This is a genomic window from Rhizobium album (assembly GCF_003122325.1).
GTDB lineage: Bacteria > Pseudomonadota > Alphaproteobacteria > Rhizobiales > Rhizobiaceae > Metarhizobium > Metarhizobium album.
Genome location: NZ_QFBC01000002.1, coordinates 514,349 through 536,372, shown reverse-complemented (window position 1 = coordinate 536,372; position 22,024 = coordinate 514,349). Strand labels below are relative to the sequence as shown.

Here is a 22,024-nt window from a genome sequence, read left to right as displayed (position 1 = left end):
ACAAGGTCGGCTTATGCCGGAGGCGCGGCCAGCAGCCGTTCGATGCTTTCGGGCGCCACCGGCCGCGAGAAATGGAAACCCTGCACCTCGTCGCAGCCGTTGTGGCGCAGATAGGCCATCTGCTCGGCATTCTCGACGCCTTCGGCCACGACGCTCAGGTTGAGCCCGCGGGCGAGGCTGATGACGGCGGAGGCGATGGCGGCCATGGTCGGGTCGTGCGGCAGGGCTTCCACGAAGGAACGGTCCATCTTCAGCCGCCGCACGGGAAACGTCTTCAGCGCCGCCAGGTTGGCGTATCCGGTGCCGAAATCGTCGATCGTCAGGCGTATGCCGAGCTTTTCGAGCTCGGCCATGGTGGCGAGCGCCCGCGGCACATCCTGGCTGATGGCATTCTCCGTCAGTTCCAGCTCGAGGAATTGCGGCTCCAGCCCGCTGTCCTTCAGCGCCAGGCTGACCTGGTCGATCAGCATCGGGTCGCAGAACTGCCGGGGGGAGACGTTGACGGCCATGACGACCGGCGGCAGGCCGAGATCGTGCCAGCGCTTGTTCTGCCGGCAGGCGGTCTTGAGCACCCACAGGCCGAGCGGTAGGATCAGGCCGCATTCTTCCGCGAGCGCGATGAAGCTTCCCGGCGCCAGGACGCCGAGGCGGGGATGATTCCAGCGCACCAGCGCTTCGACGCCGCGCACATGGCCGGAGGCGAGATCGATCTGCGGCTGGTAATCGAGGAACAGCTGGCCGCCGGCGATGGCGGTGCGCAGCTCCTCCTGCAGGTTGAAGCGCTCGGCCACCCGGCTGCCGCCGTCGTTGCGGTGCACCTGCAGCGAATCCCGGCCCAGCTCCTTGGCCCGGTACATCGCCGCATCGGCGCTGGCGATCAGCTCCTCGGCCGTTTCGCCGTCTTCGGGAAAGCTGGCGACACCCATGCTGCAGGTGGTGGCGATGGTGACGCCGTCGACGACGATCGGCCGCGAGATCGAGCGGCGCAGCTCGGCGAGCCGCGGCAGGATATCGCCCTCGCCACGCGCCTGGTTGGCGAAGACGAGAACGAATTCGTCGCCGCCGAGGCGCACGACGAGATCGGAGGCGCGGGTGAATTCCAGCATGCGCGCCGCCACGTGGCGCAGCAGCTCGTCGCCGGCATTGTGGCCGTAATTATCGTTGATCTGCTTGAAATTATCGAGATCGACATAAGCGACGATGACCCGCTGGCCGCTGATCTTGGCCTGGTGCAGCACGTCGGCGATCTTGTCCTTGAAGTAGGTGCGGTTGGGCAACCCCGTCAGCGCGTCGTGATGCGCCATGAAGTGGATGCGGTCCTCGGCGCGCTGGCGCTCGATGGCGATGCCGGCAATATGCGTCGCCATCGCCACCAGCTGCATCTCGTTTTCGGTCGGGTGGCGCACGCTGCCCGAATACAGCGCCAGCGTTCCCAGCACATTGCCCTGATGCGTCAGGATCGGTGTCGACCAGCAGGAGTACAGGCCGTACTGGACTGCGAGATCGCGGAAGTTCGCCCAGCGGTAGTCGGTCTGAACGTCGCTGACGATGACCGGTTTTCCCAGCCAAGCGGCCGTGCCGCAGGAACCGATGTTCGGCCCGATGGCGACGCCGTCGATCAGCTTGTTGTAGCCGGCCGGCAGGCTCGGCGCCGCACCCTGGTGCAATGTTTTGCCTTCCGGATCGAGCAGCAGCACGGAGGCCTGGATGTTGTCCAGCTGCTCTTCGACCAGCAGCACGAGCGCTTCCAGGATGGCGGGCAGCGGCTCGCTGCGGGCGATCATTTCCAGGAGGTTCGCCTGGCCGCTGCGCAGCGCTTCCTCGCGCTTGCGGGTGGTGATGTCGCGGGCAATGCCGATCAGCCCGACAACACGGCCGTCGCGGTCGCGCAGCGGCGTCTTCGAGGTCAGCCACCAGAACTGGCGGCCGTCCGGCGCGATCAGCGTTTCCTCAATGTCCAGTTCGGGGATACCGCACGCCAGCAATGTTTGCTCGCTCTCGTAGAACCCTCCGGCGACATCGGCTGGGAACAGGTCGAAATCGGTTTTGCCAATGAGCTGGTCTGCCGATTCCAGGCGGTTGGTGCGCACCGTCGCCAGGTTGGCGAACAGGAAGCGGCTGTCGAGGTCCTTCACATAGATCTGGTCGGAAACCTGGTCGAGGGCGGCGGCGAGGACAGGCCATGACTGACCGTCGCCGAAAGCCTCGTTATTGTCGAGGAGCGCTTCGGTTGCCGCCACAAGTCGTCTGGTCTGTGCTTGAAAGGTTTCTTCGTCACCATCCGGCAGACAAGTACGCCGCATTCCGGTCTCGCCCATTCCGTGTCCCAACCTTGCGCCGTAACTTCGAATGTCGTCCGCCCCGGCGATGGATACTGCCATCGAATATAGGGGCCATTTCCTTATTCTTGTTTAAGAGCGATACACGGTAAGCGACTCAGCGGCGCGCATCATAGCTGAAATGCCGAAAGACGAGCGCTTTTTTTGCCCAATATTTATCGTTTGAAATGATCTGTTTCAAAACGGTACGTTTGTCGTTGGCATGAATTCTGCTTGTCGATCGGGACAATTCTGGAGCCGATCATGCCGTCACGCCGTCAACTTCTCCGAATACTGTCGGGCGCCGCCTTCCTGCCGCTGGCGGCAAGCCGCGCCGGCGCGCTCGAACTGACGCCGGTCGACCTGCGCGGGCCGATCGACGCGGCGGAGTTCGGGGTGCTGCCGGGAACGGCCGACAATCAGAGCAAGAGTTTCGAAAGGATGCTGCGCAAGGCGGCGGCCAGCGACGTGCCGGTCTTCCTGCCGCCCGGCACCTACCGCCTCTCCAACATAGACCTGCCCGACAACACCCGCATCACCGGCGTTCCGGGTGCCTCCCGCATCGTCTATACCGGCGAGGGTCACCTGTTCATGGCCGAGGGCCTGCGGCGCGTGCAGCTGTCCAACATCGTCATCGACGGCGACAACCGCTGGCTCGGCGACTATGCCGGGGCGTTGGTGCAACTGCACGGCGTCGCCGAAGTCATCATCGACAATTGCGAGATCGCCGGCAGCCGCAAGCATGCCGTCCAGATGGAACGCTGCGGCGGCCGCATCGAGCGCTCGCATCTGTCCGGCGCGGCGCTGGCGGCGATCTATGCGGTCGAAAGCACCGGCCTGTCGGTGACCGGCAACACGGTTTCCGATTGCGGCAACGGCGGCATCCTCGTGCATCGCTGGACCAAGGGCGAGGACGGCACGATGATTTCCGGCAACCGCGTGACGCGCATCGCCGCCACCGCCGGCGGCACCGGCCAGAACGGCAACGGCATCAACATCTTCCGCGCCGACGGTGTGATGATCGCCAACAACCATGTCTCCGATTGCGCCTTCTCGGCGATCCGCGCCAATGCCGGTTCGAACGTGCAGATCGCCGGCAACCAGTGCCTGCGCTCCGGCGAGACGGCGATCTATTCGGAGTTCGGTTTCGAGGGCGCCGTCGTCACCGGCAACCTGGTGGACGGCGCCGCCAACGGCGTGCTGATCGTCAATTTCGACGCGGGCGGCCGGCTCGCCACCGTCGCCAACAACGTCATCCGCAACCTGTCGCCGACCGGACCCTACGCGCATGACGGTGCCGGCTTCGGCTTCGGCATCGCCGTGGAAGCCGATACGACCGTCAGCGGCAACGTCATCGAGAATGCCGGCAAGTGGGGCATGATGCTCGGCTGGGGGCCATACCTGCGCAACATCGTCGCCACCGGCAACATCGTGCGCAAGGCACCGGTCGGCTGCGCCGTCTCGGTGGTCGAAGGCTCCGGCACGGCGCTGCTTGCCGACAACCTGTTTCAGGAAACGCCCGAAGGCGGCATCGTCGGCTTCCGCTGGAACGACAAGACCACCGGAGACCTGGCGCTGGCGGGCAATGGCGGATTTGCACACCTGACCATCGAGGGCAACCGGGTGTAGGCAGCCATCAGTTTTGCATGCCCCGCCTTTCCATCAGCAGAGAATCGGCCTCGTCGCAACCTCGATCGATGATCATTGATGATCTTTTCATGCAAAGATTTCATCCTTTCCGCCGGTTCCGTTTTTCCCTGCCGCCGACTATCGTCCGGCAAAAAGGGAGAGGATCATGCTGACGATCTACGGCGTTTACCGTTCGCGAGCTGCGCGCAATTACTGGATGGCGGCCGAGCTTGGCCTGGATGTCAAATCCGTGCCGGTGATCCAGGCGCGCCGGCTTGCCGATCCGCTCGATCCGGGCGCGCCGCTCAACACCCGCTCGCCGTCCTTCCTGGCGGTCAATCCGCTCGGCTTCATTCCCGCCATCGACGACAACGGGCTGGTGCTGACGGAATCGCTGGCGATCAACCTCTATCTCGCGCGCAAGTATGGCGGGCCGCTGGCGCCGCAATCGGTGCAGGAAGAGGGGCAGGCGACGATGTGGACCCTGTGGGCCGCCACCGAGGTGGAGCCGCATGCGGTCAAGGTCGTGCTGGCCTACGACAACGGCATCGAGCAGAGTGAGGAAGGCCAGCTGACGCTCAGGCTTGCCCGCCGCGCCCTCAAGCCGGCCTTCGCATTGCTGGAGGCGCATTTTCAGCGGCACGCCTGGCTTGTCGGCGACCGTTTCACCGTGGCCGATCTCAATGTGGCGGAGGTTTTCCGCTATGCGATGACCGAAAAGGAACTGTTCGACGCCGCGCCGAAGATGGCCGCCTGGCTGGACCGTTGCCAGTCCCGGCCGGCCTTCAAGGCGGTGATGGCGATCCGCGCCGCGGAGGCGTCGTAACGCCGGCTCGCGCTCGCCCGCCGCGATGATGAAAGAATGGCCGGTGCCGGTTTGGCGCGCAGTCCCAGGGGTGCAACGGCCAGCCGTTTCCAGCAGGTAGCCGATCCGCGACGGGTAATCGGCAACGAGGAATTCGGCCAGCGGCTCTTCGAGGCGTTGCTGTGACGATGCGGCGGCCGACCCCGGAACAAGCCTTCGCCACGACAGCCTCGCGCCAGCCGCGTCTGGGATCATGGGACCAGATGTCATCTGTTGCAAAAGCGGTAAGTCCATGATTTTCGATCACGCCCCCGTTCGCCGGTCCCTGTCCGTTGCGGCGCTGTTGACGGCAGCGCTTGCCGTTGCCGGCTGCACCGACACCTCGCGCATGAATGCCGATGTCTTCCGCTACGAGACGGCGCCGGTGTTTTTCCAGTCGGCCGATACGGCGCAGCCGCCGGCGCGGCGGACGACGCTCTACACCACCTCCTTCCACCAGACCTATGGCTTGCCGGTCTCCAATCCGGTGCACCTGGCGAGTTATGCCGCGACCGAGGATGATGGTCGCATGCTGCCGGCCATCCCCTACCGGTCGATCGATCCGCGCTACCTGCGCCAGGAGGTCGAATACCAGACGGTCGAGAAGCCGGGCACCATCGTCGTCGATACCAGGCAGCGCTTTCTCTATCTGGTGCAGCCGGGCGGCAAGGCGATGCGGTATGGTGTCGGCATCGGCCGCGACGGTTACGCCTGGTCCGGCCGCGGCGTGATCCAGTGGAAGCAGAAATGGCCGCGCTGGACGCCGCCCGACGACATGGTCGAGCGCCAGCCGGACCTGAAAATGTTCGCCGCCGCCAATGGCGGCATGAATCCCGGCCTGAACAACCCGCTCGGCGCCCGCGCCCTTTACATCTTCAAGGACGGCAAGGACACGCTCTACCGTATCCACGGCACGCCGGACTGGAAATCGGTCGGCAAGGCAACCTCTTCCGGCTGCGTGCGCATGCTCAACCAGGACGTCATCGACCTCTTTGAACGGGTTTCGGGCAAGAGCCAGATCGTCGTTCTCTGAGGTTTTTCGATAAGGCCTGCCGTCTCCCCGTGAACGGGGAGACAATGCTCCAAGGCCGGTAGTCCTCACCCGAACGACGCGAAAAACGTCTCCGGCCCATCCACCTCCACCAGCCGCCGCCGCTCGACCAACCAGAAACGGTTGCCCACCGCGCGGACAAAACTGCGGTCGTGCGAGACGAGCAGGCAGCTTGCCTGGTGCTGCATCAGCTCGCTCTCCAGCGCTTCCTGTCCCTCAATGTCGAGATGGTTGGTCGGCTCGTCCAGCAGGTAGAAATTCGGCTCGGTGAGCCGCAGCACCAGCATGCCGAGGCGCGCCCGCTGACCGCCGGACAGATGGCCGGCCGGCTTCTCCTGCATGTCGATGGCGATGCCGGCGCCGGCGAGCAGCGTTCGCGCCCGCGGCTCGCCGAGGGCAAAACGCCGGCTCAAGAGGTGAAGCGGCGTTTCGTCGCCCGGCAGATCGGCGAGGTTCTGGTCGGCATAACCGGGAACCAGCGACGGCGTCGGCTTGATACCGTCGGTCACCTCATGGGCATGGCCGATCGCCGCCCGCAGCATCGTCACCAGCCGCGACTTGCCGACGCCGTTTGCGCCGAGCAGCACGATCCGGTCGCCCTGGCAGACGAACTGCCTGCCGGTCATGAACAGCAGCGCGCCGTCCGGCGTCCTCACCGCCGCATCCTCCAGCGTCACCAGCACCTTGGCATGCGTGCCGCGGTTGGAAAGCCGGATAGCGCCGGCCGAGCGCTCAAGGTGCGCCGGCTTCGCCGCCGTCTCCAGCTTTTCCGCCCGCTGTTTCAATTGCTTGGTCTTGACCACCAGCAGGTCGCTGCCGGAATTGATGCCGATGTTGTTGAGCTTCGTCGCCTGCTGGCGCAATTGCTGCGCCGTCTTCATGTCGCGGCGGAAACGCCGGTCCTCGGCAGCATCCGCCTCGTCGAGTGCCGCTCGCGCCCGGCTGTAGGGCAGGGCGAAAAGCTGCGAACGCTCCGGCCGCAGGAACAGCGTCCGGTTGGTGACGGCATCGAGGAAGGCGCGGTCGTGGCTGGCGACGATGACCGGCATGTCGCGGGGCAGGGCGTTCAGCCATGCCTCGAGCGCTGCGATCTTCGACAGGTCGAGATGGTTGGTCGGTTCATCCAGCAGCAGCGCATCCGGCTCGGTGACGGCGACGCCGGCGGAGCTGCGCGATGCGTTGCCAGCCGCCGCTCAGCTGCCTGAGCGGACGCTCGCGCAGCTCCGCCGGCACGGCGAGGTCGTCGAGGACGATATCGACACGCCAGGATTCGTTTTTCGCCTGCTCGGCTGGCAGGGCGGCGGCCACCGCTTGATGAAACGGCATCGCCATCAACTGCGGCGGCACCGTCTGTTCCATATGGCCGATGGTCAGGCCGCGGCCGCGAGTGATCTCGCCGGTGGTGGCATCCGCGGTGCCGGCGATGCAGCGCAGCAGCGTGGACTTGCCGCGGCCGTTGGCGGCGACGATGCCGAGGCGCTCGCCGCGGCCGACCGTCAGCGACAGGTCGGAAAACAGCGGTGCGCCCAGCGTGACGCCGAGGCTGCGGAGGGAAATGAGGGTCATGATCGTTTCCTGGTCTGGCCGGCGATCAGCGCATCCGTGGCATCCGGCCATCGGTCGATGCAGGTGTCGCGCGGCGGATGAAGAAGTGCAGGACATCACAAGCGAAAAGCTCGGCGCCGCACGGGCCACGAGGGGCAGACCAGGAAGAGGGGGTAAGTCTCCGGTCAGCCCTGCAAACGCATTTGCAGGGCCGCTTTCGGGCCAAACTGGCGATGCTGCCGGAAATATGTCATCACACAGCCCTCCATTCGGCTCGAGTTCGATGGATGGTTTTTAGCATTGGACGCATACGAGTGCAACCGGCCGCATAGGGTCGAAGAAGCCCCTCGACATTCTGCACCGGGGGCGGCTTTCCCCCTTCTCCCCGCTGGGGTGGAAGAGGGAGATCGCCTCGACCGTCATCGCCCCCGTTAACCCCTGCCAGCCCGCGCCATGCTAGTCTGGCGGCACTGATTCTCACCCGCCGGCCGCCATGGAAACGTCCCTTTACCTCCCCGTCAAAACCTTCCTCGAAACCGCCGGCTACACCGTCAAGGGCGAGGTGGGCAGTTGTGATCTCGTCGGCCTGAGCGAGGGCGAGCCGCCGGTCGTGGTGGTCTGCGAGCTGAAGCTGAGCTTTAACCTGGAGCTGATCCTGCAGGCCGTCGATCGCGCTGCTGCCGCCGACGAAATCTGGATCGCCGCCCGCGTTTCGGCGAAGGGCAGGGGCCGCGAGGCTGACCGAAGGTTCCGCGATCTCTGCCGCCGGCTCGGCATCGGCATGCTCGGTGTCTCGGATGGCGGCGTGGTCAGTATCATCGTCAGCTCGATTTCGCCGATGCCGCGCACCAACACCAAACGCCGATCCCGCCTCGTCGCCGAGCACCGCAAGCGCCGCGGCGACCCGATGCTCGGCGGCGGCACCAAGGCGCCTGTCATGACCGCCTACCGCCAGCAGGCGCTCGCCTGCGCCGCAGCCCTTGCCGCCGGGCCGCTGCGCCCGCGCGACATCCGCCCGCAGGCGCCGGATGCAGCCAAGATCCTGCTCGGCAACGTCTACGGCTGGTTCGAACGCATCGACCGCGGCGTCTACGCCCTGACGGATGCCGGCCAGGCGGCGCTTGTCCGCTGGCCGCAGGCGGCGGGATAGCTTTCGCGGTCGTATGGATTAAGAGGGTGCCGCCTGCCTCCTTCTCCCCGCGGGGGAGAAGGAGGTATGCCGCGCCGCTTTCGCCAAACTCAACGTCGAGCGAGGCAAGTCCCTCTCCTCATTCTACAGGAAGAGGGTGAGGGGCCGCCACCCAGTCTTCCAAGTCACCGCCGCAGGCTGCCCAGAATCCCGCGCACCAGCGCCCGGCCGACCTGGCTTGCCACGGTGCGCGCAACACTCTTCATCGCCGCCTCGACCACCGTTTCGCGCTGGTAACCGGAGGTGCGCTTGCGGGGCGCCGGGCCAGCATCGTCGTTACGGTCGTTTCCGAAGCCGGGCAGGGTCCAGCGGCCGGCGGCGCTGTCGTCTTCGCCTTGCTGCTGCTTTTCTTCCGGCTGGCGTTTTGCAGCCTCCTGGTCCGCCGCCTGTTTTGCACGGGCGGCCAGAATTTCATAGGCCGACTCGCGGTCGAAATCCTCGTCGTACATCTCGGCGACGGGGCTGACGGCGATCACCTTCTTGCGCTCCTCCTCCGTCACCGGGCCGAGGCGGGAGGCCGGCGGGCGGATCAGCGTGCGCTCCACCATCGACGGCGCGCCCTTGCCCTCCAGCGTCGAGACCAGCGCCTCGCCGGTGCCGAGCGTGGTGATGACGGTGGCGCAATCGAAGGCCGGGTTGGGGCGGAAGGTGTCGGCGGCGGTCTTCACCGCCTTCTGCTCGCGCGGCGTATAGGCGCGCAGCGCATGCTGCACCCGGTTGCCGAGCTGGGCGAGCACGGTTTCCGGCACGTCGAGCGGGTTTTGCGTGACGAAATAGACACCGACGCCCTTGGAGCGGATCAACCGCACCACCTGCTCCACGCGCTCGATCAGCACCTTCGGCGCATCGGCGAAGAGGAGGTGGGCCTCATCGAAGAAGAACACCAGTTTCGGCTTGTCGGGATCGCCGACCTCGGGCAGTTCCTCGAACAGCTCCGACAGGAGCCAGAGCAGGAAGGTGGCGTAGAGCCGCGGGTTCATCATCAGCTTGTCGGCGGCAAGCACCGAGATGGCGCCGCGGCCGTCATTGGTGACGCGCATGATGTCGCTGATCTTCAGCGCCGGCTCGCCGAAGAAATGTTCCGCCCCCTGCTGCTCCAGCACCAGCAGCCCGCGCTGCAGCGAACCGACGGAGGATTTCGACACGAAACCGAACTGGTTGGAAATCTCGCCCGCATGCTCGCCCATGTAGTTGAGCATCGCCTGCAGGTCTTTCAGGTCGAGCAGCGGCAAGCCGCCCTCGTCGGCGATCTTGAAGGCGATGTTGAGCACGCCTTCCTGCGCCTCGGTGGCGTTCATCAGCCGGGCGAGCAGCAGCGGCCCCATCTCGGCGATGGTAGCGCGCACCCGATGGCCCTTTTCGCCGTAGAGATCCCAGAAGATCACCGGGAACTCTTGGAAATCGTAAGGCGAAAGGCCGATCTGTTCGGCACGCTTCAGGAGGAAGTCCTTGGGCTCCCCCATGGCGGCGATGCCGGAGAGGTCGCCCTTGATGTCGGAGCAGAACACCGGCACGCCGGCATTGGAAAAGGCTTCCGCCAGGATCTGCAGCGTCACCGTCTTGCCGGTGCCGGTGGCGCCGGTGATCAGGCCGTGACGATTGCCGAATTTCAGATCGAGATATTCCGGCCTGTTGATGCTGTCATCCGGATTGCGGCTGGCACCGATGAAAAGCTTTCCGTCCTGCAACATCAAACATTCACTCCCTTGGGCGGGCGGCGATGGCGCGGCCGCAGCTTTTCATTGAATCATCTTCATCCTGTTATAAGGATAGCATCGGACGCGGACAACCATCCGCCGACCCTGATTCTGGCGGTTCCGCAGGATGGCCGCAGCAGGGCGGACGGCAAGGACCCGCCCGTCCCATCGATACCGCGCTGGCCGCGATCACAAAGGAGAGAAGCCCATGAATGAACTCGTCACCCAGATCGCCGACAAGATCGGCATCGAGCCGGCGCTGGCGGAAAAGGCCCTCGGCATGATGCTCGGCTTCCTGCAGCGCGAGGCCGACGACGGCGCCGTGGCGCGGATGATCGAGGCCATCCCCGGCGGCGCCGATCTCGTCGCCCGCTTCAACGGCGAATCCGCCGGCGGCGGCCTGCTCGGTTCGGTCATGAGCGCGCTCGGCGGCGGCGGCGGCGTCATGGGCCTCGGCCAGCAACTCATGGGCGAAGGTCTCGGCATGGGCGAGATCACGGCGCTCGCCCGCGAGACGATCGCCGCCGCCAAGCAATATGCCGGCGACGAAGTGGTCGACCAGGTGGTGTCCTCTGTTCCGGGGCTGAGCCAGTTCGTTTGATTGGGTGAAGCAGAAGTTGGGCCGGTGCGAAGGCGCCGGCCTATCTCTTTGCCGCAGCTTGCGAATTGGTTTGTGAAAGCGTTCGGGAACCGTAAGCGCTATAAGCTTCAATGATTTTTCGGCGTATATATCAAATTGGAACGATTGTCTTAAAACGGTATAAGCATCTGGTCGCCTAATCCTTCCATCATTGCAAGCAGTGAGGAAAAAATGGCGACTTTTGAAGTACATAGCGGCACCAACACCGGCACCTCGGATATTGACGTCTATATTTTGAACAAGCCAGTCGGCTATTTTGCAATTTCCGGTGGAACGGAAGCGCACGGCGACAAGTTCATCGGCAACATCGCCTACATGCCGGAGCAGTTCGACATGTACTCCGTCACGGACATCACTCTGCACGGCGTCATCGGCGCGCGCCCCTTCGAAATGTCGACGAATGCCAGCAAGATCGACCTGTCGCAGACCGTCGGCGTCTCGTTTCTGCAGCTCACGGGCACGCAGATGAGCATCATCGGCGGCACCGAGACAATCCTCGATATCGAGGCCGATAGCGGCTGGTTGAAGTTCGACATGGAAAACGGTGTGGCGACATCCAGCTTTGTCGCGCCAAGAATTAATCCGTACGGCGCGCTGCCGCAGAACTACGACCCCGCCGCTCCGAAGGATATCGCCGGGCTCTTCCAGAACATCAAGGGCATCGGCACCGGCAGTACGGACGACACGGTCTTGGGTTCGTCGCGCAACGATATTGCGGATCTCGGTGCAGGCAAGAACTACTTCGATGGGCGTGGTGGCACGGACACCCTGTACCTGACGGGGACACGAGACCAGTATACGATCATGAAGACCTCCAATGGCTTCATCGTGTCCAGCGAGGCGCAGGGCATCCATACCGAGACGGTCAATGTCGAGCGCATCGGCTTCCTGTCGGACAACGAGGAAGGCCTGGATCCCGCGAATGGCACCCTTGCCTTCGACACCGACGGCATCGCCGGTCAGGCCTACCGCATCTATCAGGCAGCTTTCGACCGCACGCCGGACACTGCAGGCCTGTCCTACTGGATTAAGTCGATGGACAAGGGTACGTCGTTGATCGAGGTGGCGTCCGGTTTCGTCGGTTCTTCCGAATTTGCCGCCGTCTATGGCGCCAACGCTTCGGATCAGACCTTTGTCTCCAAACTTTACGAAAACGTCCTCGGTCGCGCAGGTGAGGGGGCCGGTATCGACTACTGGATGGGGCAGCTTGCGGCCGGCCAGACGCGCGCCGACGTGCTGGCAGGGTTCTCGGAGAGTGCCGAAAACATTGTCGGCGTTTCCGGCACCATCGCGGACGGCATCTTCTACGTCTGAACTATATCGAAAAAATCCACTGTGACTGCACATGGCCCCGGCTCGCAACCGGGGCTTTTGTGGTCCCGATCCTTTACTTCTTCACCGCCACCAGGAAGAACCGCGGAAACAGCAGCAGGCATTTCCCGTCTTCCTGCGGCGGATAGGCCTCGGCGATGCGGGCCTGGTAGGCGGCGAGGAATTTTTCGCGATATGTGTCTCCCACCGCGTCGAGATAGGGGCGCAGGCCCGTCGCCTTCACCCATTCGACGATCGCCGCCGCATCGTCCATCGGATGGCGATAGACGGTGTGCCAGAGATTCAGCCCGGCCAGCTTCGGCGACAGGCGTTCGTAATAGGCGATCGGCTGCGGCAGGCTCGGCCGGCGCAGGCTGCGGCCCTCGAATTCGGCCGCCCAGGGGCCGTCGTGCAGCGTCGCCTCCATCGCCTTGTGCGACGGTTCGGCGAGGTTGTCCGGCATCTGCACCGCCAGCACGCCGCCCGGCGTCAGGTGGTCGATGAGCCGGTCCATGACGTCGAGATGATCCGGCAGCCATTGCAGCACGGCATTGGCGAACAGCACGTCGACGGGTTCCGCCGGGCTCCACGCGGCGATGTCGGCCTGCTCGAAACTCAGGGCCGGCAGGCGCTTGCGGGCGGCCTCCAGCATGTCGGCGTCGCTGTCGACGCCGCGGATGGCGGCACCGGGAAAACGCTCGGCCAGCAGTTCGGTGGAATTGCCGGGGCCGCAGCCGAGATCGACGGCGGTGGCGACCGCGTCGTGCCGGATTTCCGCCAGCAGGTCGCGCGCCGGCTGGGTGCGTTCTTCCTCGAATTTCAGATATTGCGATGCCGACCAGGCCATGCCGTCCTCTTCGCTTCCCGTTACAAGGCTTCGAGCGACGGCAATATCAGGGACGGTCCGTAATCGCCATATTCATCCGGCAGATTGTTGCGGTTGATCCAGACGGTGCGGAAACCAAATCTGGTCGCACCGGCCACGTCCCAGCGGTTCGACGACTGGAAGGACACCGCCTGCGGATAGAGCCGGTAGGCGGTCGTCACCAGTTCGTAGACGGCCGGCGCCGTCTTGAAGATTTTCACCGCATCGACGGAAAAGATGTCGTCGATGACGGTCTCCAAGGCCGAATTGGCGACGGCGGCGGAAAGCATCTCCGGCGAGCCGTTGGAGAGGATGGCGACACGGGCGCCGCGCGCCTTCAATCCCTTCAGCACCGCGGGAACCTCCGGATAACAATCCAGCGTCCGGTAGGCATCGAGCAAATCGCCCCGCAACGACGGATCGACGCTTTTCACCCGCGCAAAACTGTAGTCGAGCGCCTGTTCCGTCAGCGCCCAGAAGTCGGCGTAAGCGCCCATCAGCGAGCGCACCCAGGAATATTCCAGCTGCTTGGCCCGCCAGATCTCGGAAAACAGCTGGTAATCCGGCCCGGCCCGCTCGGCATGGCGGCGCACCGCCGCATGAACGTCGAACAGCGTACCGTAGGCATCGAAGACATAGGCGGCCTGGCTCATGGTTCTTGCCTCAGAAGCGGGTGATGACGCTGATGCCGATATCGGTGGCGGTATCCATCGCCATCAGCGCCGGCACGGCCTCGTCCAGGCTCACATGGCGGCCGACCAGCTTTTGCGGCGCAAGCTTGCCGGTTTCTAGCATGTCCATCAGCGCATCGTAGCGCCAGGCCTGCATGCCGTGGCTGCCGTAGATCTCCAGTTCGTAGGCCAGCACCTCGCCCATCGGGATGGCCGGCGTCGCGTGGTCGGCGAGCATCAGCCCCACCTGGATGTGCCGGCCGCGGCGGCGCAGGTTGCGGATCGAGTTGACGCAGGTGGCGGTATGGCCGAGCGCGTCGATGGAAACATGCGCGCCGCCCTTGGTGATCTCCTTCACCGCCTCGGCGACATTGGCGGTCGCGCCCGCATGGATCGTCGCCACCGCTCCCAGCGAACGGGCGAAGGCGAGCTTGTCCTCGGTAATGTCGATGGCGATGACATTGGCGCCCTGCGCCGTGGCGATCATGATCGCCGACAGCCCGATGCCGCCGCAGCCATGCACCGCCACCCACTCGCCGGGCTTGGTGCGGCCCTGGTCGACGACGGCGCGGAAGGAGGTGACGAAACGGCAGCCGAGGCTTGCCGCCGTGGCATAATCAAGGTTGTCGGGCAGGTGGACGAGGTTGAGGTCGGCATAGGGGATCGCGACATATTCGGCAAACGAGCCCCAATGGGTGAAGCCCGGCTGGAACTGGTTGGGGCAGACCTGCTGGTTGCCGGAGTGGCATTCGCCGCAGTGGCCGCAGCCGGAGACGAAAGGCACCGTCACCCGGTCGCCGATCTTGAAGCGCACCACGCCCTTGCCGACCGCCGAAACGGTGCCGGCGAATTCATGGCCCGGCACATGCGGCAGCACGATATCGGCATCATGGCCGATCCAGCCGTGCCAGTCGCTGCGGCAGAGCCCGGTCGCCTCGACCTTGATGACCACGCCGCCTTCGGACGGCGTCGGGTCGGGCAGGGTGCGGATCTCGGGCGTTTCGCCGAAGCGTTCGAAATACATGGCTTTCATCGGGCAATCCTCTTCTCTTCCGCCGGATGATGGCATGGCGCAGGCATCGCCAAAAGCCGTTCATCCATGAATATTTGTGATGCACCTATTCGGCAAGCGTTTGTTTTCACGCAAAATTCCTGCCGGCGTGTCTGTTTTTCGGACAGTTTGTTGCCAAGTGGCGGCGCGCGGCTTTTTTGGCTTGACCGGGCTGGCCGGCGGGCGTTGATAACGGACAAGAACAAAGGAGAGCACCATGCCCGTCAACACCGCTGCCCCCACGCCCACCTGGACCTATGTCGATGGCGAATGGCTCGCCGGCAATCCGCCGCTGATCGGGCCGACCTCGCATGCCATGTGGCTGGGCTCGACGGTGTTCGACGGCGGCCGCTGGTTCGACGGCATCGCGCCCGATCTCGACCTGCATTGCCAGCGTATCAACCGTTCGGCGCTGGCCATGGGCATGAACCCGGTCAAGACGGCGGAAGAGATCGAAAAGCTTGCCTGGGAAGGCGTTTCGAAGTTCGACGGCAAGACGGCGATCTACATCAAGCCGATGTATTGGGCCGAGCATGGCCGCTACGGCGTCGTCGCTCCCGATCCGGATTCGACGCGTTTCGCCTTGTGCCTGTTCGAGGCGCCGATGAACACCGCCAAGCCGAGCCGCCTCACCGTATCGCCCTTCCGCCGCCCGACGCCGGAAAGCGCCATGACCACGGCCAAGACCGGCAGCCTCTACCCCAACAACGGCCGCATGCTGACGGAAGCCGTCGGCCGCGGCTTCGACAACGCGCTGGTGCGCGACATGAACGGCAACGTCGCCGAGACCGCCACCTCCAACGTCTTCATGGTCAAGGACGGCGCTGTTTACACGCCGGCGATCAACTACACCTTCCTCGCCGGCATCACCCGCGCCCGCATCATCGGCCTGTTGAAGCAGGCCGGTTTCGAGGTGCATGAGGCGACGTTGACGGTCGACGATTTCCTCGGCGCCGACGAAGTATTCATGACCGGTAACTACTCCAAGGTCGCGCCTGTCACCCAGATCGACGATCGCAGCTACCAGGAAGGCCCGATCACCCGCAAGGCGCTCGACCTCTATATGGAATGGGCCTACGGCCGCAGCGGCAACGAAGAATAAGCGGGCAGGGGCGCGCCGGCCCCCGCCGGGCGCGCCTCATTTCTTCTTCGGCACCGTCACCTTGATGACGTCGCTGCCGAGTTCGCTACCGATCTCGACCTTCTTCGTCTTCTTGTCGTAGACGCAGATGACGGCGGCCTGCTGGCCCTTGGTCGACTTCAGTTCGCCGCTCACCACCGCAAGGCCGAAGCTTTCGCTGCCGAAAGGATCGACCGCGACCTTGCCGGTCTTGAACGACGGCTTCGCCGCCTCGATGCATTTGGCTTTCACATCGGCTGCGAATTCGGCCCAGGCATCGTCCGACGAGGCATGGGCGGCGCCGGCTGCGGCAGCCATGAAAAGGCTAAGGGCAAGGGTGGTTCTCATCAGGGGCGTCCTTTATCATGTCCTTGGCCGGAGGGCCGAAACGGGGCGTAGCGGATCGCGCAGCAATGCGGTTTTTCTGCGATTCCGGCCAGTGTCCCGGCGAGTTGAATTTTCCTTGACTGTGTTGATTTTTGGCATTTCGCCGGTTGCCACATGCCCCGTCCGCTCCTATGTTCCCGCACGACTGACCTCAGTTAGGCCTCTGCCAATAAGGGAGATTAAACCATGGCTTTCGAACTTCCGCCGCTGCCGTATGACTACGAAGCTCTTGCCCCCTTCATGTCGAAGGAGACGCTCGAATATCACCACGACAAGCACCACAAGGCCTATGTCGACAACGGCAACAAGCTCGCCGCGGAAGCAGGCCTCGGTGATCTCTCGGTCGAAGAGGTGGTGAAAAAATCCTTCGGCACCAATGCCGGCCTGTTCAACAATGCCGCCCAGCACTACAACCACATCCATTTCTGGAAGTGGATGAAGAAGGACGGCGGCGGCAACAAGCTGCCGGGCAAGCTGGAAGCGGCCTTCAATTCCGATCTCGGCGGCTACGACAAGTTCAAGGCTGACTTCGTTGCTGCCGGTACCACGCAGTTCGGCTCCGGCTGGGCCTGGGTTTCCGTCAAGAACGGCAAGCTCGAAATCTCCAAGACCCCGAACGGCGAAAACCCGCTGGTCCATGGCGGTTCACCGATTCTCGGCGTCGACGTCTGGGAACACTCCTACTACATCGACTACCGCAACGCTCGTCCGAAGTACCTCGAAGCCTTCGTCGACAGCCTGATCAACTGGGACTACGTCCTGGAAATGTACGAAGCCGCTGCCAAGTAATCTGGCTCGGCATCCCGCTTGCGGCACCCGGCGTTCGAAAGAGCGCCGGGTGTTTTGTTTGCGGGGTTCTTCTGTCACAATCGTGTTATCCAACAACCATAAGCACGCCTGATGACCCTCACAGACAAGCCCCTTTTTCGCTTCGGCGTCGTTGCCGATCCGCAATATGCCGCCATACCCCCGCATGTCGGCATGAATCGCTATTATGCCAACAGTCTCCAAAAACTGTCCGATGCGATCGACGTCTTCAACGGCGAGGACCTGGCCTTCGTCGTCACGCTCGGCGACATCATCGACCGTTCCTTCAAAAGCTTCGACGATATCCTGCCCGTCTATGAGCGGCTGAAGGCGCCAAGCCGCTTCCTGCTCGGCAACCATGATTTCTCCGTGTCGGCGGAACGCCTCGACTCGGTGGTCGGCCGGCTCGGGCTGGAAGACAGCTACTACGATTTCAAGGTCGGGTCCTACCGTTTCATCGCGCTGAACGGCAACGAGGTCAGCCTGTTTGCGCCGGGCGAGGGCGATGCCCACCGGGCGCTGGCCGCCAGCCACCTGGCGGTGCTGAAGGCCGAGGGTGCGGTCAACGCCCAGACATGGAACGGCGCGCTGAGCGACACGCAGTTCGCCTGGCTGGAAGTGACACTGCGCGCGGCCAAGGCCGCCGGCGAGATGGTGATCATCCTAAACCATTATCCGATCTATCCGCCGAACGAGCACAATCTGTGGGATTTTGCCCGCGTGCTGGAGCTGATCGAAAAATACGACAACATCCCGGCCTATTTCTGCGGCCACAACCACGCCGGCAATTTCGGTGAGCACGGCGGCTGCGGCTTCGTCACCTTCAAGGGCATGGTCGATACGCCCGACGAAAACACCTTCGCGATCGTCGACGTCTATGCCGGCCGGCTGGAGATCCGCGGTTTCGGCCGCGAGGAGAGCCGCACGCTGGTAAAATGAAAATCTTCGATTGCATAGGTAAACAAGGAAGGATTTGAGTTGAAGGCTCTCTCGATTTATTGCATCCTCTGGTGGTAGAGTAAATAGGTGGAGCTGAGATGACAATCGAACTTGATATTCAAAAAGTGTATATTGCTTATTTCAATCGACCAGCTGACAATGCTGGTCTTTCATATTGGAAAGATGTCATCGAAACTGGAAAAGCTGGTTTAGCCGATCTGACATCAATATTCGCCACGACGAACGAATACCGCACGCTGTATGCGGGGGCTACAAATGCGGATATCGTCTCGAAAGTTTATCATAATCTCTTCGGCCGTGCTCCGGAGCCTGCGGGACAGGCATATTGGGTTGAGGAACTTGACGCCGGTCGTCTTGATATCGGGGTTGTTGCCTACAGCGCATTGAACGCAGCTGGCGGCGATGACAAACTTACTATAGATAACAAGGCGAATGCTGCATCAATATTTTCCAAGCATCTGGTCACCGAAGGGGCTGACGGAAAATATAATGATGATTTGTTGTCGGCTGCTCGGCAATGGCTTGGGGGAATCGATAAATACTCTTCATCGGTGGAATTGGCTGAATTAAAACTTAAGAACATCGTTCCGACGATAATCGAACAACCTGACCGGGCGCCGATTATTTACACTTTCAAGATAGGGCAAGATCCCTCGAACGTTTTTGACGGAAATTCGGATCCTGCGCCAATAAAGGACTTTTATTTTAATTATGATAAAATTCAGATCGTGGCCGCTGGTGCCGCCACGGTGACTGCTTCAAATCCATCATTATTCTATTTTGAGGATTTTTACACATTTGGAAGTGTTCCTGAAAGCTCTATGTGGAAGTTTGCGACATTTGGCGCCCTTGGCGGTGCTCACGGCGGGTATTCAAAAGGGGCGCTCGCGCCCTTAATGGCCGGAGAAACGGTCATCTATTCCTTTGAAAAAAATGGACAGCTTCAGACCTATCTGTTTGTCGATGATGGCTCCTCGAGTGGCGTCGGCGGCGGTATGGACAATGGCATTGGTTCAGCCGTTTGGCATTTGGACGGTGATCGAGTCATAAATCTCACTGGAATCGTCGGACTGAAGTTGACGGCCGACGGCTTAAGACTCGATGGAGATCTTTTCGTCTAAACGCCTTGATTGATCAAACGGTTGAGGAGTTTCTATTTGGCGCCGGATATCGGCCAACAATCCACACATAATGAAGTTTTTGCCTTCGCTTGGAGGGATTTATCCAGCGTGAGCATTCCTCCGCCGAGTGTAGGCGTCGACGCGCATTCGCGTCCGGCGCCAATAAGGACGATTGCTTAATAGCAAATCGGCTCTGGAGCATTTCCAGCCGAAGCGGAAGCGCGTCGGCGTCGGACAATGCGGCAAAGACAAGAGGATAGAGCATTTCCCGTGAACCCGTGTTCATGGGAAATGCTTTGTCGGCCGGAGTGCGGACTATGCGTCGCACTAGATCACGATCGCTACTGTCGTGACAGCCGCCCCAACAATCTCAGGCCGTCAATGCCGCGTATAGACGATCCGTCCACTCCTGCACTCCGTCGTCCGTCAGCAGGAGGTCCTGGCGCACTTCCACCAGCACTGCCGGATAGCCGCGGTCTTCGCCGTGGACGGGAATGGCGTAATCCTCCAGCCGGTCGATGATGTAGGGCACGTTACCGTCCACCACCAGCGTCGGGTCGCGCCGCAACTCCGTCATCAACGCCTCGGCATAATCCTTCGACTGGCCGTAGAGGATGCCGACATGCCAGGGGCGCTGCACGCCATGAAACACCGGCGTGAACGAATGGATGCCGACGATGCGGCTTTTCCTGCCCTGTTTTTCACGCGCATCGAGCAGGGTCTCGATCCGCTCGTGGAACGGGGTGAACATCCGCTCGATGCGACGGTTCTTCTCGGTGTCGTCGATGCCGATATTGCCGGGGATGTCCGTCGCTTCGGAGCGCGCCGGAATGCTGGTCGGGCTGTCCACCGGCCGGTTGAGGTCGATCAAAAGCCGCGAATAGGTGCCGAGGAAGGCCGGCGCATCGAGACGCCGCGCCAGCTCGCGGGTGACGGCGGCAACGCCGATGTCCCAGGCGATGTGGCGGGTGAGTTCGTGCGGGGCCAGGCCGAGACCGGCATATTCGGCCGGAATGTGGTTCGAGGCATGTTCGCAGGTAAGCACGATGTCGTTCGTGCCCGCCGCGTTCAGCACCTCGACCGGGGCCGGCCAGTCCGGGGTCGCTGCCGCCGTCATGCGGGTTTCCCGAGCGCCTTGAGGCGTTCGATCACGGTATCGGTGTCGGCCAGCCAGCAATAGCCGCCGAATGCCTCGAGGGCGCCGTCGTGGCGCTCCGGCGTCGCGGTGGCGCAGGCGTCCGTGACGCAGGTGACGAGATAGCCGCGGTCGGCCGCATCGCGCACCGCCATGTCGACGCACTGGTCGGTCATGATGCCGGTGATGATCAGGTACTTGATGCCAAGGTTTTTCAGGAGATAGTCGATATTGGTCGAGTTGAAGACGCCAGAAGATGTTTTCGGAATCATGATTTCGTCGCCGACCGGCATGAGGCTGTCGACGGGCAGGCCTTCCGGGGCGCTGCGCGGAATATGGATCGGCGTCAGCTTGTGGTCGAGCGAGCAGTCGCGGCCGTCCTCGGTCAGGCTCTGGATGATGGTGTGCAGCACCTCGACGCCGTTTTCCCGCGCGGCGGCCAGCAGCCGCTCGTTGTTGGGGATCGTCTCGGTGGCGGTCTGCCTGTAGAAATAATGGTCGGGACCACGCTCCGGATGGGATGGGTCGATGCCGGGAATGAGCCAGATTTTCTGCAGGTCGACGAGCAGGATGGCGGTCGCGCCGGCCTCATAAGCCTGGTCGCGGGTGATGGTCTTGGTCATGGTTTCGGCTCCTGCCTGGTGTTTTTCGGTCCGGGCACCGACCGGACGGATGGTTCGTTGGATGCTGTATCCCCGGCATTCGAGCGGGTGTTGTCGAAGGTCACGCCGTTGCGCTCGCGCACCGCCTCCAGTTCCTCTATGCGGGTGCGGGTATCGTCGTCCATGCGGGCGATGAGGTGCGCGGCGAGCGCCTCGATCTGACCGACCGCCGGCGCCAGCGTGTCGTAGGGCGACGTGACGTCGATCGCGCTCGACAGTGTTACTTCGGCGTAATCCGAGATCGGCGAAAGCCAGGGATCGGTGAAAAGAAGGATCTTGACGCCGCGGGCCGCCGCCTGTTCGGCGAAGGCCACGACGTCGCGCTGGTAGCGGCGATAATCGAAGACGACCAGCACGTCGCGTTTGTCCATGTCGATGAGCCGGTCGAAGCTCTGGGCGGAGAATACGCCGATATCGTGCACGTCGCTGCGCAGCTGGGTGACGTAGCCGGAAAGCATGCCGGCGATGTGGCGGCTGAAGCGGCCGCCGAGCAGGAAGACGCTGCCCTTCGCCTCGCTCACCAGCCGGGCGGCACGCTCGTAGCTCATCGCCGGCGTGCCGGTGATCGTCCGGTCCATGCAGGCGACCACCGAGTGGAGGTAGGAGGTGGCGATGCCATCGGCCGTGCTGCCGCTTTCCAGCCGCTTCGCCTCCATCATCAGGAGCGGCGAATGCAGCCGCGCCTCGACTTCGGCAAGAAGTTTTGCCTGGAAACCGGGATAGCCCTCGAAGCCGAGCTTCATCACCAGCCGCACCACGGTCGGGTCGCTGACGCCGGCACGTTTGGCGAGCGCCGTCGCCGTCCCGAGCCCTGCCGTCGGGTAGTCGGTCAGGAGCGCCTGAACGATCTTTTCCTCCGACGGCGTAAGCGAAAGATCGCTGCGCAGCAGCATATCCCGGATGCTCATGGCCGTCGTGCCTCCCCAAGTGCACACTTGTCGTTATGGTATGAAGAGAAAATTACAGACAAATTCCTGTTCGTCAATTGTGAAGAAGCGTTGACAGCAACGAAGGTGTGGAC

General features: G+C 63.0%; 19 protein-coding genes and 1 pseudogene. 10 read left to right on the top strand and 10 right to left on the bottom strand.

The window, feature by feature from the left end; translation table 11 throughout:
• Positions 1-11: 11 nt before the first annotated feature.
• Complete coding sequence (locus DEM27_RS06820) at positions 12-2,303, bottom strand: sensor domain-containing protein (protein ID WP_109457705.1); 2,292 nt, start codon at positions 2,301-2,303, stop codon at positions 12-14.
• A 279-nt stretch (positions 2,304-2,582) separates the two neighbouring features.
• Between DEM27_RS06820 and DEM27_RS06815 the strand changes: the two genes are divergently transcribed.
• The 3 genes from DEM27_RS06815 to DEM27_RS06805 all read left to right on the top strand — a co-directional run bounded on the left by DEM27_RS06815 (position 2,583) and on the right by DEM27_RS06805 (position 5,824).
• Positions 2,583-3,947 (top strand): TIGR03808 family TAT-translocated repetitive protein, encoded by a 1,365-nt coding sequence (locus DEM27_RS06815; protein WP_109457704.1) that lies wholly within the window; start codon positions 2,583-2,585, stop codon positions 3,945-3,947.
• 166 nt (positions 3,948-4,113) lie between these two features.
• A complete protein-coding gene (locus DEM27_RS06810; RefSeq protein ID WP_109457442.1) occupies positions 4,114-4,773 on the top strand; it encodes a glutathione S-transferase family protein in 660 nt (219 codons plus the stop codon).
• A gap of 271 nt (positions 4,774-5,044) precedes the next feature.
• Positions 5,045-5,824 (top strand): L,D-transpeptidase, encoded by a 780-nt coding sequence (locus tag DEM27_RS06805; RefSeq protein WP_109457441.1) that lies wholly within the window; start codon positions 5,045-5,047, stop codon positions 5,822-5,824.
• Positions 5,825-5,889: 65 nt separating this feature from the next.
• On the opposite strand, the pseudogene DEM27_RS06800 reads toward DEM27_RS06805, so the two are convergent.
• Positions 5,890-7,408, bottom strand: a pseudogene (locus tag DEM27_RS06800) (ABC-F family ATP-binding cassette domain-containing protein).
• A gap of 472 nt (positions 7,409-7,880) precedes the next feature.
• Here DEM27_RS06800 and DEM27_RS06795 point away from each other — a divergent pair.
• Positions 7,881-8,537 (top strand): DUF2161 domain-containing phosphodiesterase, encoded by a 657-nt coding sequence (locus DEM27_RS06795; protein WP_109457440.1) that lies wholly within the window; start codon positions 7,881-7,883, stop codon positions 8,535-8,537.
• Between the two features lie 164 nt (positions 8,538-8,701).
• On the opposite strand, the gene DEM27_RS06790 is transcribed toward DEM27_RS06795, so the two are convergent.
• Entirely contained in the window at positions 8,702-10,267 is a 1,566-nt protein-coding gene (locus tag DEM27_RS06790) for a helicase HerA-like C-terminal domain-containing protein (protein WP_109457439.1), read from the bottom strand.
• A 214-nt stretch (positions 10,268-10,481) separates the two neighbouring features.
• Here DEM27_RS06790 and DEM27_RS06785 point away from each other — a divergent pair, with 214 nt between their 5' ends.
• Both DEM27_RS06785 and DEM27_RS06780 read left to right on the top strand, forming a co-directional pair.
• The gene (locus tag DEM27_RS06785) at positions 10,482-10,874 is read left to right on the top strand and encodes a hypothetical protein (RefSeq protein ID WP_109457438.1); all 393 of its coding nucleotides are present in this window, start codon (positions 10,482-10,484) and stop codon (positions 10,872-10,874) included.
• Between the two features lie 210 nt (positions 10,875-11,084).
• Positions 11,085-12,227: a DUF4214 domain-containing protein gene (locus DEM27_RS06780; RefSeq protein ID WP_109457437.1), complete on the top strand. Its 1,143-nt coding sequence runs from the start codon at positions 11,085-11,087 to the stop codon at positions 12,225-12,227.
• 73 nt (positions 12,228-12,300) lie between these two features.
• On the opposite strand, the gene tam is transcribed toward DEM27_RS06780, so the two are convergent.
• The 3 genes from tam to DEM27_RS06765 are packed head-to-tail and all read right to left on the bottom strand — an operon-like array spanning position 12,301 to position 14,793.
• Positions 12,301-13,071 (bottom strand): trans-aconitate 2-methyltransferase, encoded by a 771-nt coding sequence (tam, locus tag DEM27_RS06775; RefSeq protein ID WP_109457436.1) that lies wholly within the window; start codon positions 13,069-13,071, stop codon positions 12,301-12,303.
• 20 nt (positions 13,072-13,091) lie between these two features.
• On the bottom strand, positions 13,092-13,742 hold the full coding sequence (locus DEM27_RS06770; RefSeq protein WP_109457435.1) for a haloacid dehalogenase type II: 651 nt from the start codon (positions 13,740-13,742) through the stop codon (positions 13,092-13,094).
• Between the two features lie 10 nt (positions 13,743-13,752).
• Positions 13,753-14,793: a zinc-dependent alcohol dehydrogenase family protein gene (locus tag DEM27_RS06765; protein ID WP_109457434.1), complete on the bottom strand. Its 1,041-nt coding sequence runs from the start codon at positions 14,791-14,793 to the stop codon at positions 13,753-13,755.
• Between the two features lie 235 nt (positions 14,794-15,028).
• Between DEM27_RS06765 and DEM27_RS06760 the strand changes: the two genes are divergently transcribed.
• Positions 15,029-15,913 carry a branched-chain amino acid aminotransferase gene (locus tag DEM27_RS06760; RefSeq protein WP_109457433.1) on the top strand — a complete coding sequence of 295 codons (885 nt, stop codon included), beginning with the start codon at positions 15,029-15,031 and terminating at the stop codon, positions 15,911-15,913.
• Positions 15,914-15,949: 36 nt separating this feature from the next.
• On the opposite strand, the gene DEM27_RS06755 is transcribed toward DEM27_RS06760, so the two are convergent.
• A complete protein-coding gene (locus DEM27_RS06755; protein ID WP_109457432.1) occupies positions 15,950-16,279 on the bottom strand; it encodes a hypothetical protein in 330 nt (109 codons plus the stop codon).
• A gap of 225 nt (positions 16,280-16,504) precedes the next feature.
• On the opposite strand from DEM27_RS06755, the gene DEM27_RS06750 reads away from it, so the two are divergent.
• The 3 genes from DEM27_RS06750 to DEM27_RS06740 all read left to right on the top strand — a co-directional run bounded on the left by DEM27_RS06750 (position 16,505) and on the right by DEM27_RS06740 (position 19,206).
• Positions 16,505-17,107: a superoxide dismutase gene (locus DEM27_RS06750; RefSeq protein WP_109457431.1), complete on the top strand. Its 603-nt coding sequence runs from the start codon at positions 16,505-16,507 to the stop codon at positions 17,105-17,107.
• 111 nt (positions 17,108-17,218) lie between these two features.
• On the top strand, positions 17,219-18,064 hold the full coding sequence (locus DEM27_RS06745; RefSeq protein WP_109457430.1) for a metallophosphoesterase: 846 nt from the start codon (positions 17,219-17,221) through the stop codon (positions 18,062-18,064).
• Positions 18,065-18,162: 98 nt separating this feature from the next.
• Complete coding sequence (locus tag DEM27_RS06740; RefSeq protein WP_109457429.1) at positions 18,163-19,206, top strand: DUF4214 domain-containing protein; 1,044 nt, start codon at positions 18,163-18,165, stop codon at positions 19,204-19,206.
• Between the two features lie 370 nt (positions 19,207-19,576).
• Here the strand turns inward: DEM27_RS06740 and DEM27_RS06735 are convergent, their stop codons facing one another.
• From DEM27_RS06735 to DEM27_RS06725, 3 genes are read right to left on the bottom strand one after another with little or no spacing between them, the layout of a single operon-like run.
• Positions 19,577-20,323 (bottom strand): N-formylglutamate amidohydrolase, encoded by a 747-nt coding sequence (locus DEM27_RS06735; RefSeq protein WP_109457428.1) that lies wholly within the window; start codon positions 20,321-20,323, stop codon positions 19,577-19,579.
• Complete coding sequence (locus tag DEM27_RS06730) at positions 20,320-20,964, bottom strand: cysteine hydrolase family protein (RefSeq protein WP_109457427.1); 645 nt, start codon at positions 20,962-20,964, stop codon at positions 20,320-20,322. The genes DEM27_RS06735 and DEM27_RS06730 overlap by 4 nt, the downstream gene beginning before the upstream one ends.
• The gene (locus DEM27_RS06725; protein ID WP_109457426.1) at positions 20,961-21,911 is read right to left on the bottom strand and encodes a MurR/RpiR family transcriptional regulator; all 951 of its coding nucleotides are present in this window, start codon (positions 21,909-21,911) and stop codon (positions 20,961-20,963) included. Before DEM27_RS06725 ends, DEM27_RS06730 begins: the two co-directional genes overlap by 4 nt.
• Positions 21,912-22,024 lie beyond the last annotated feature (113 nt).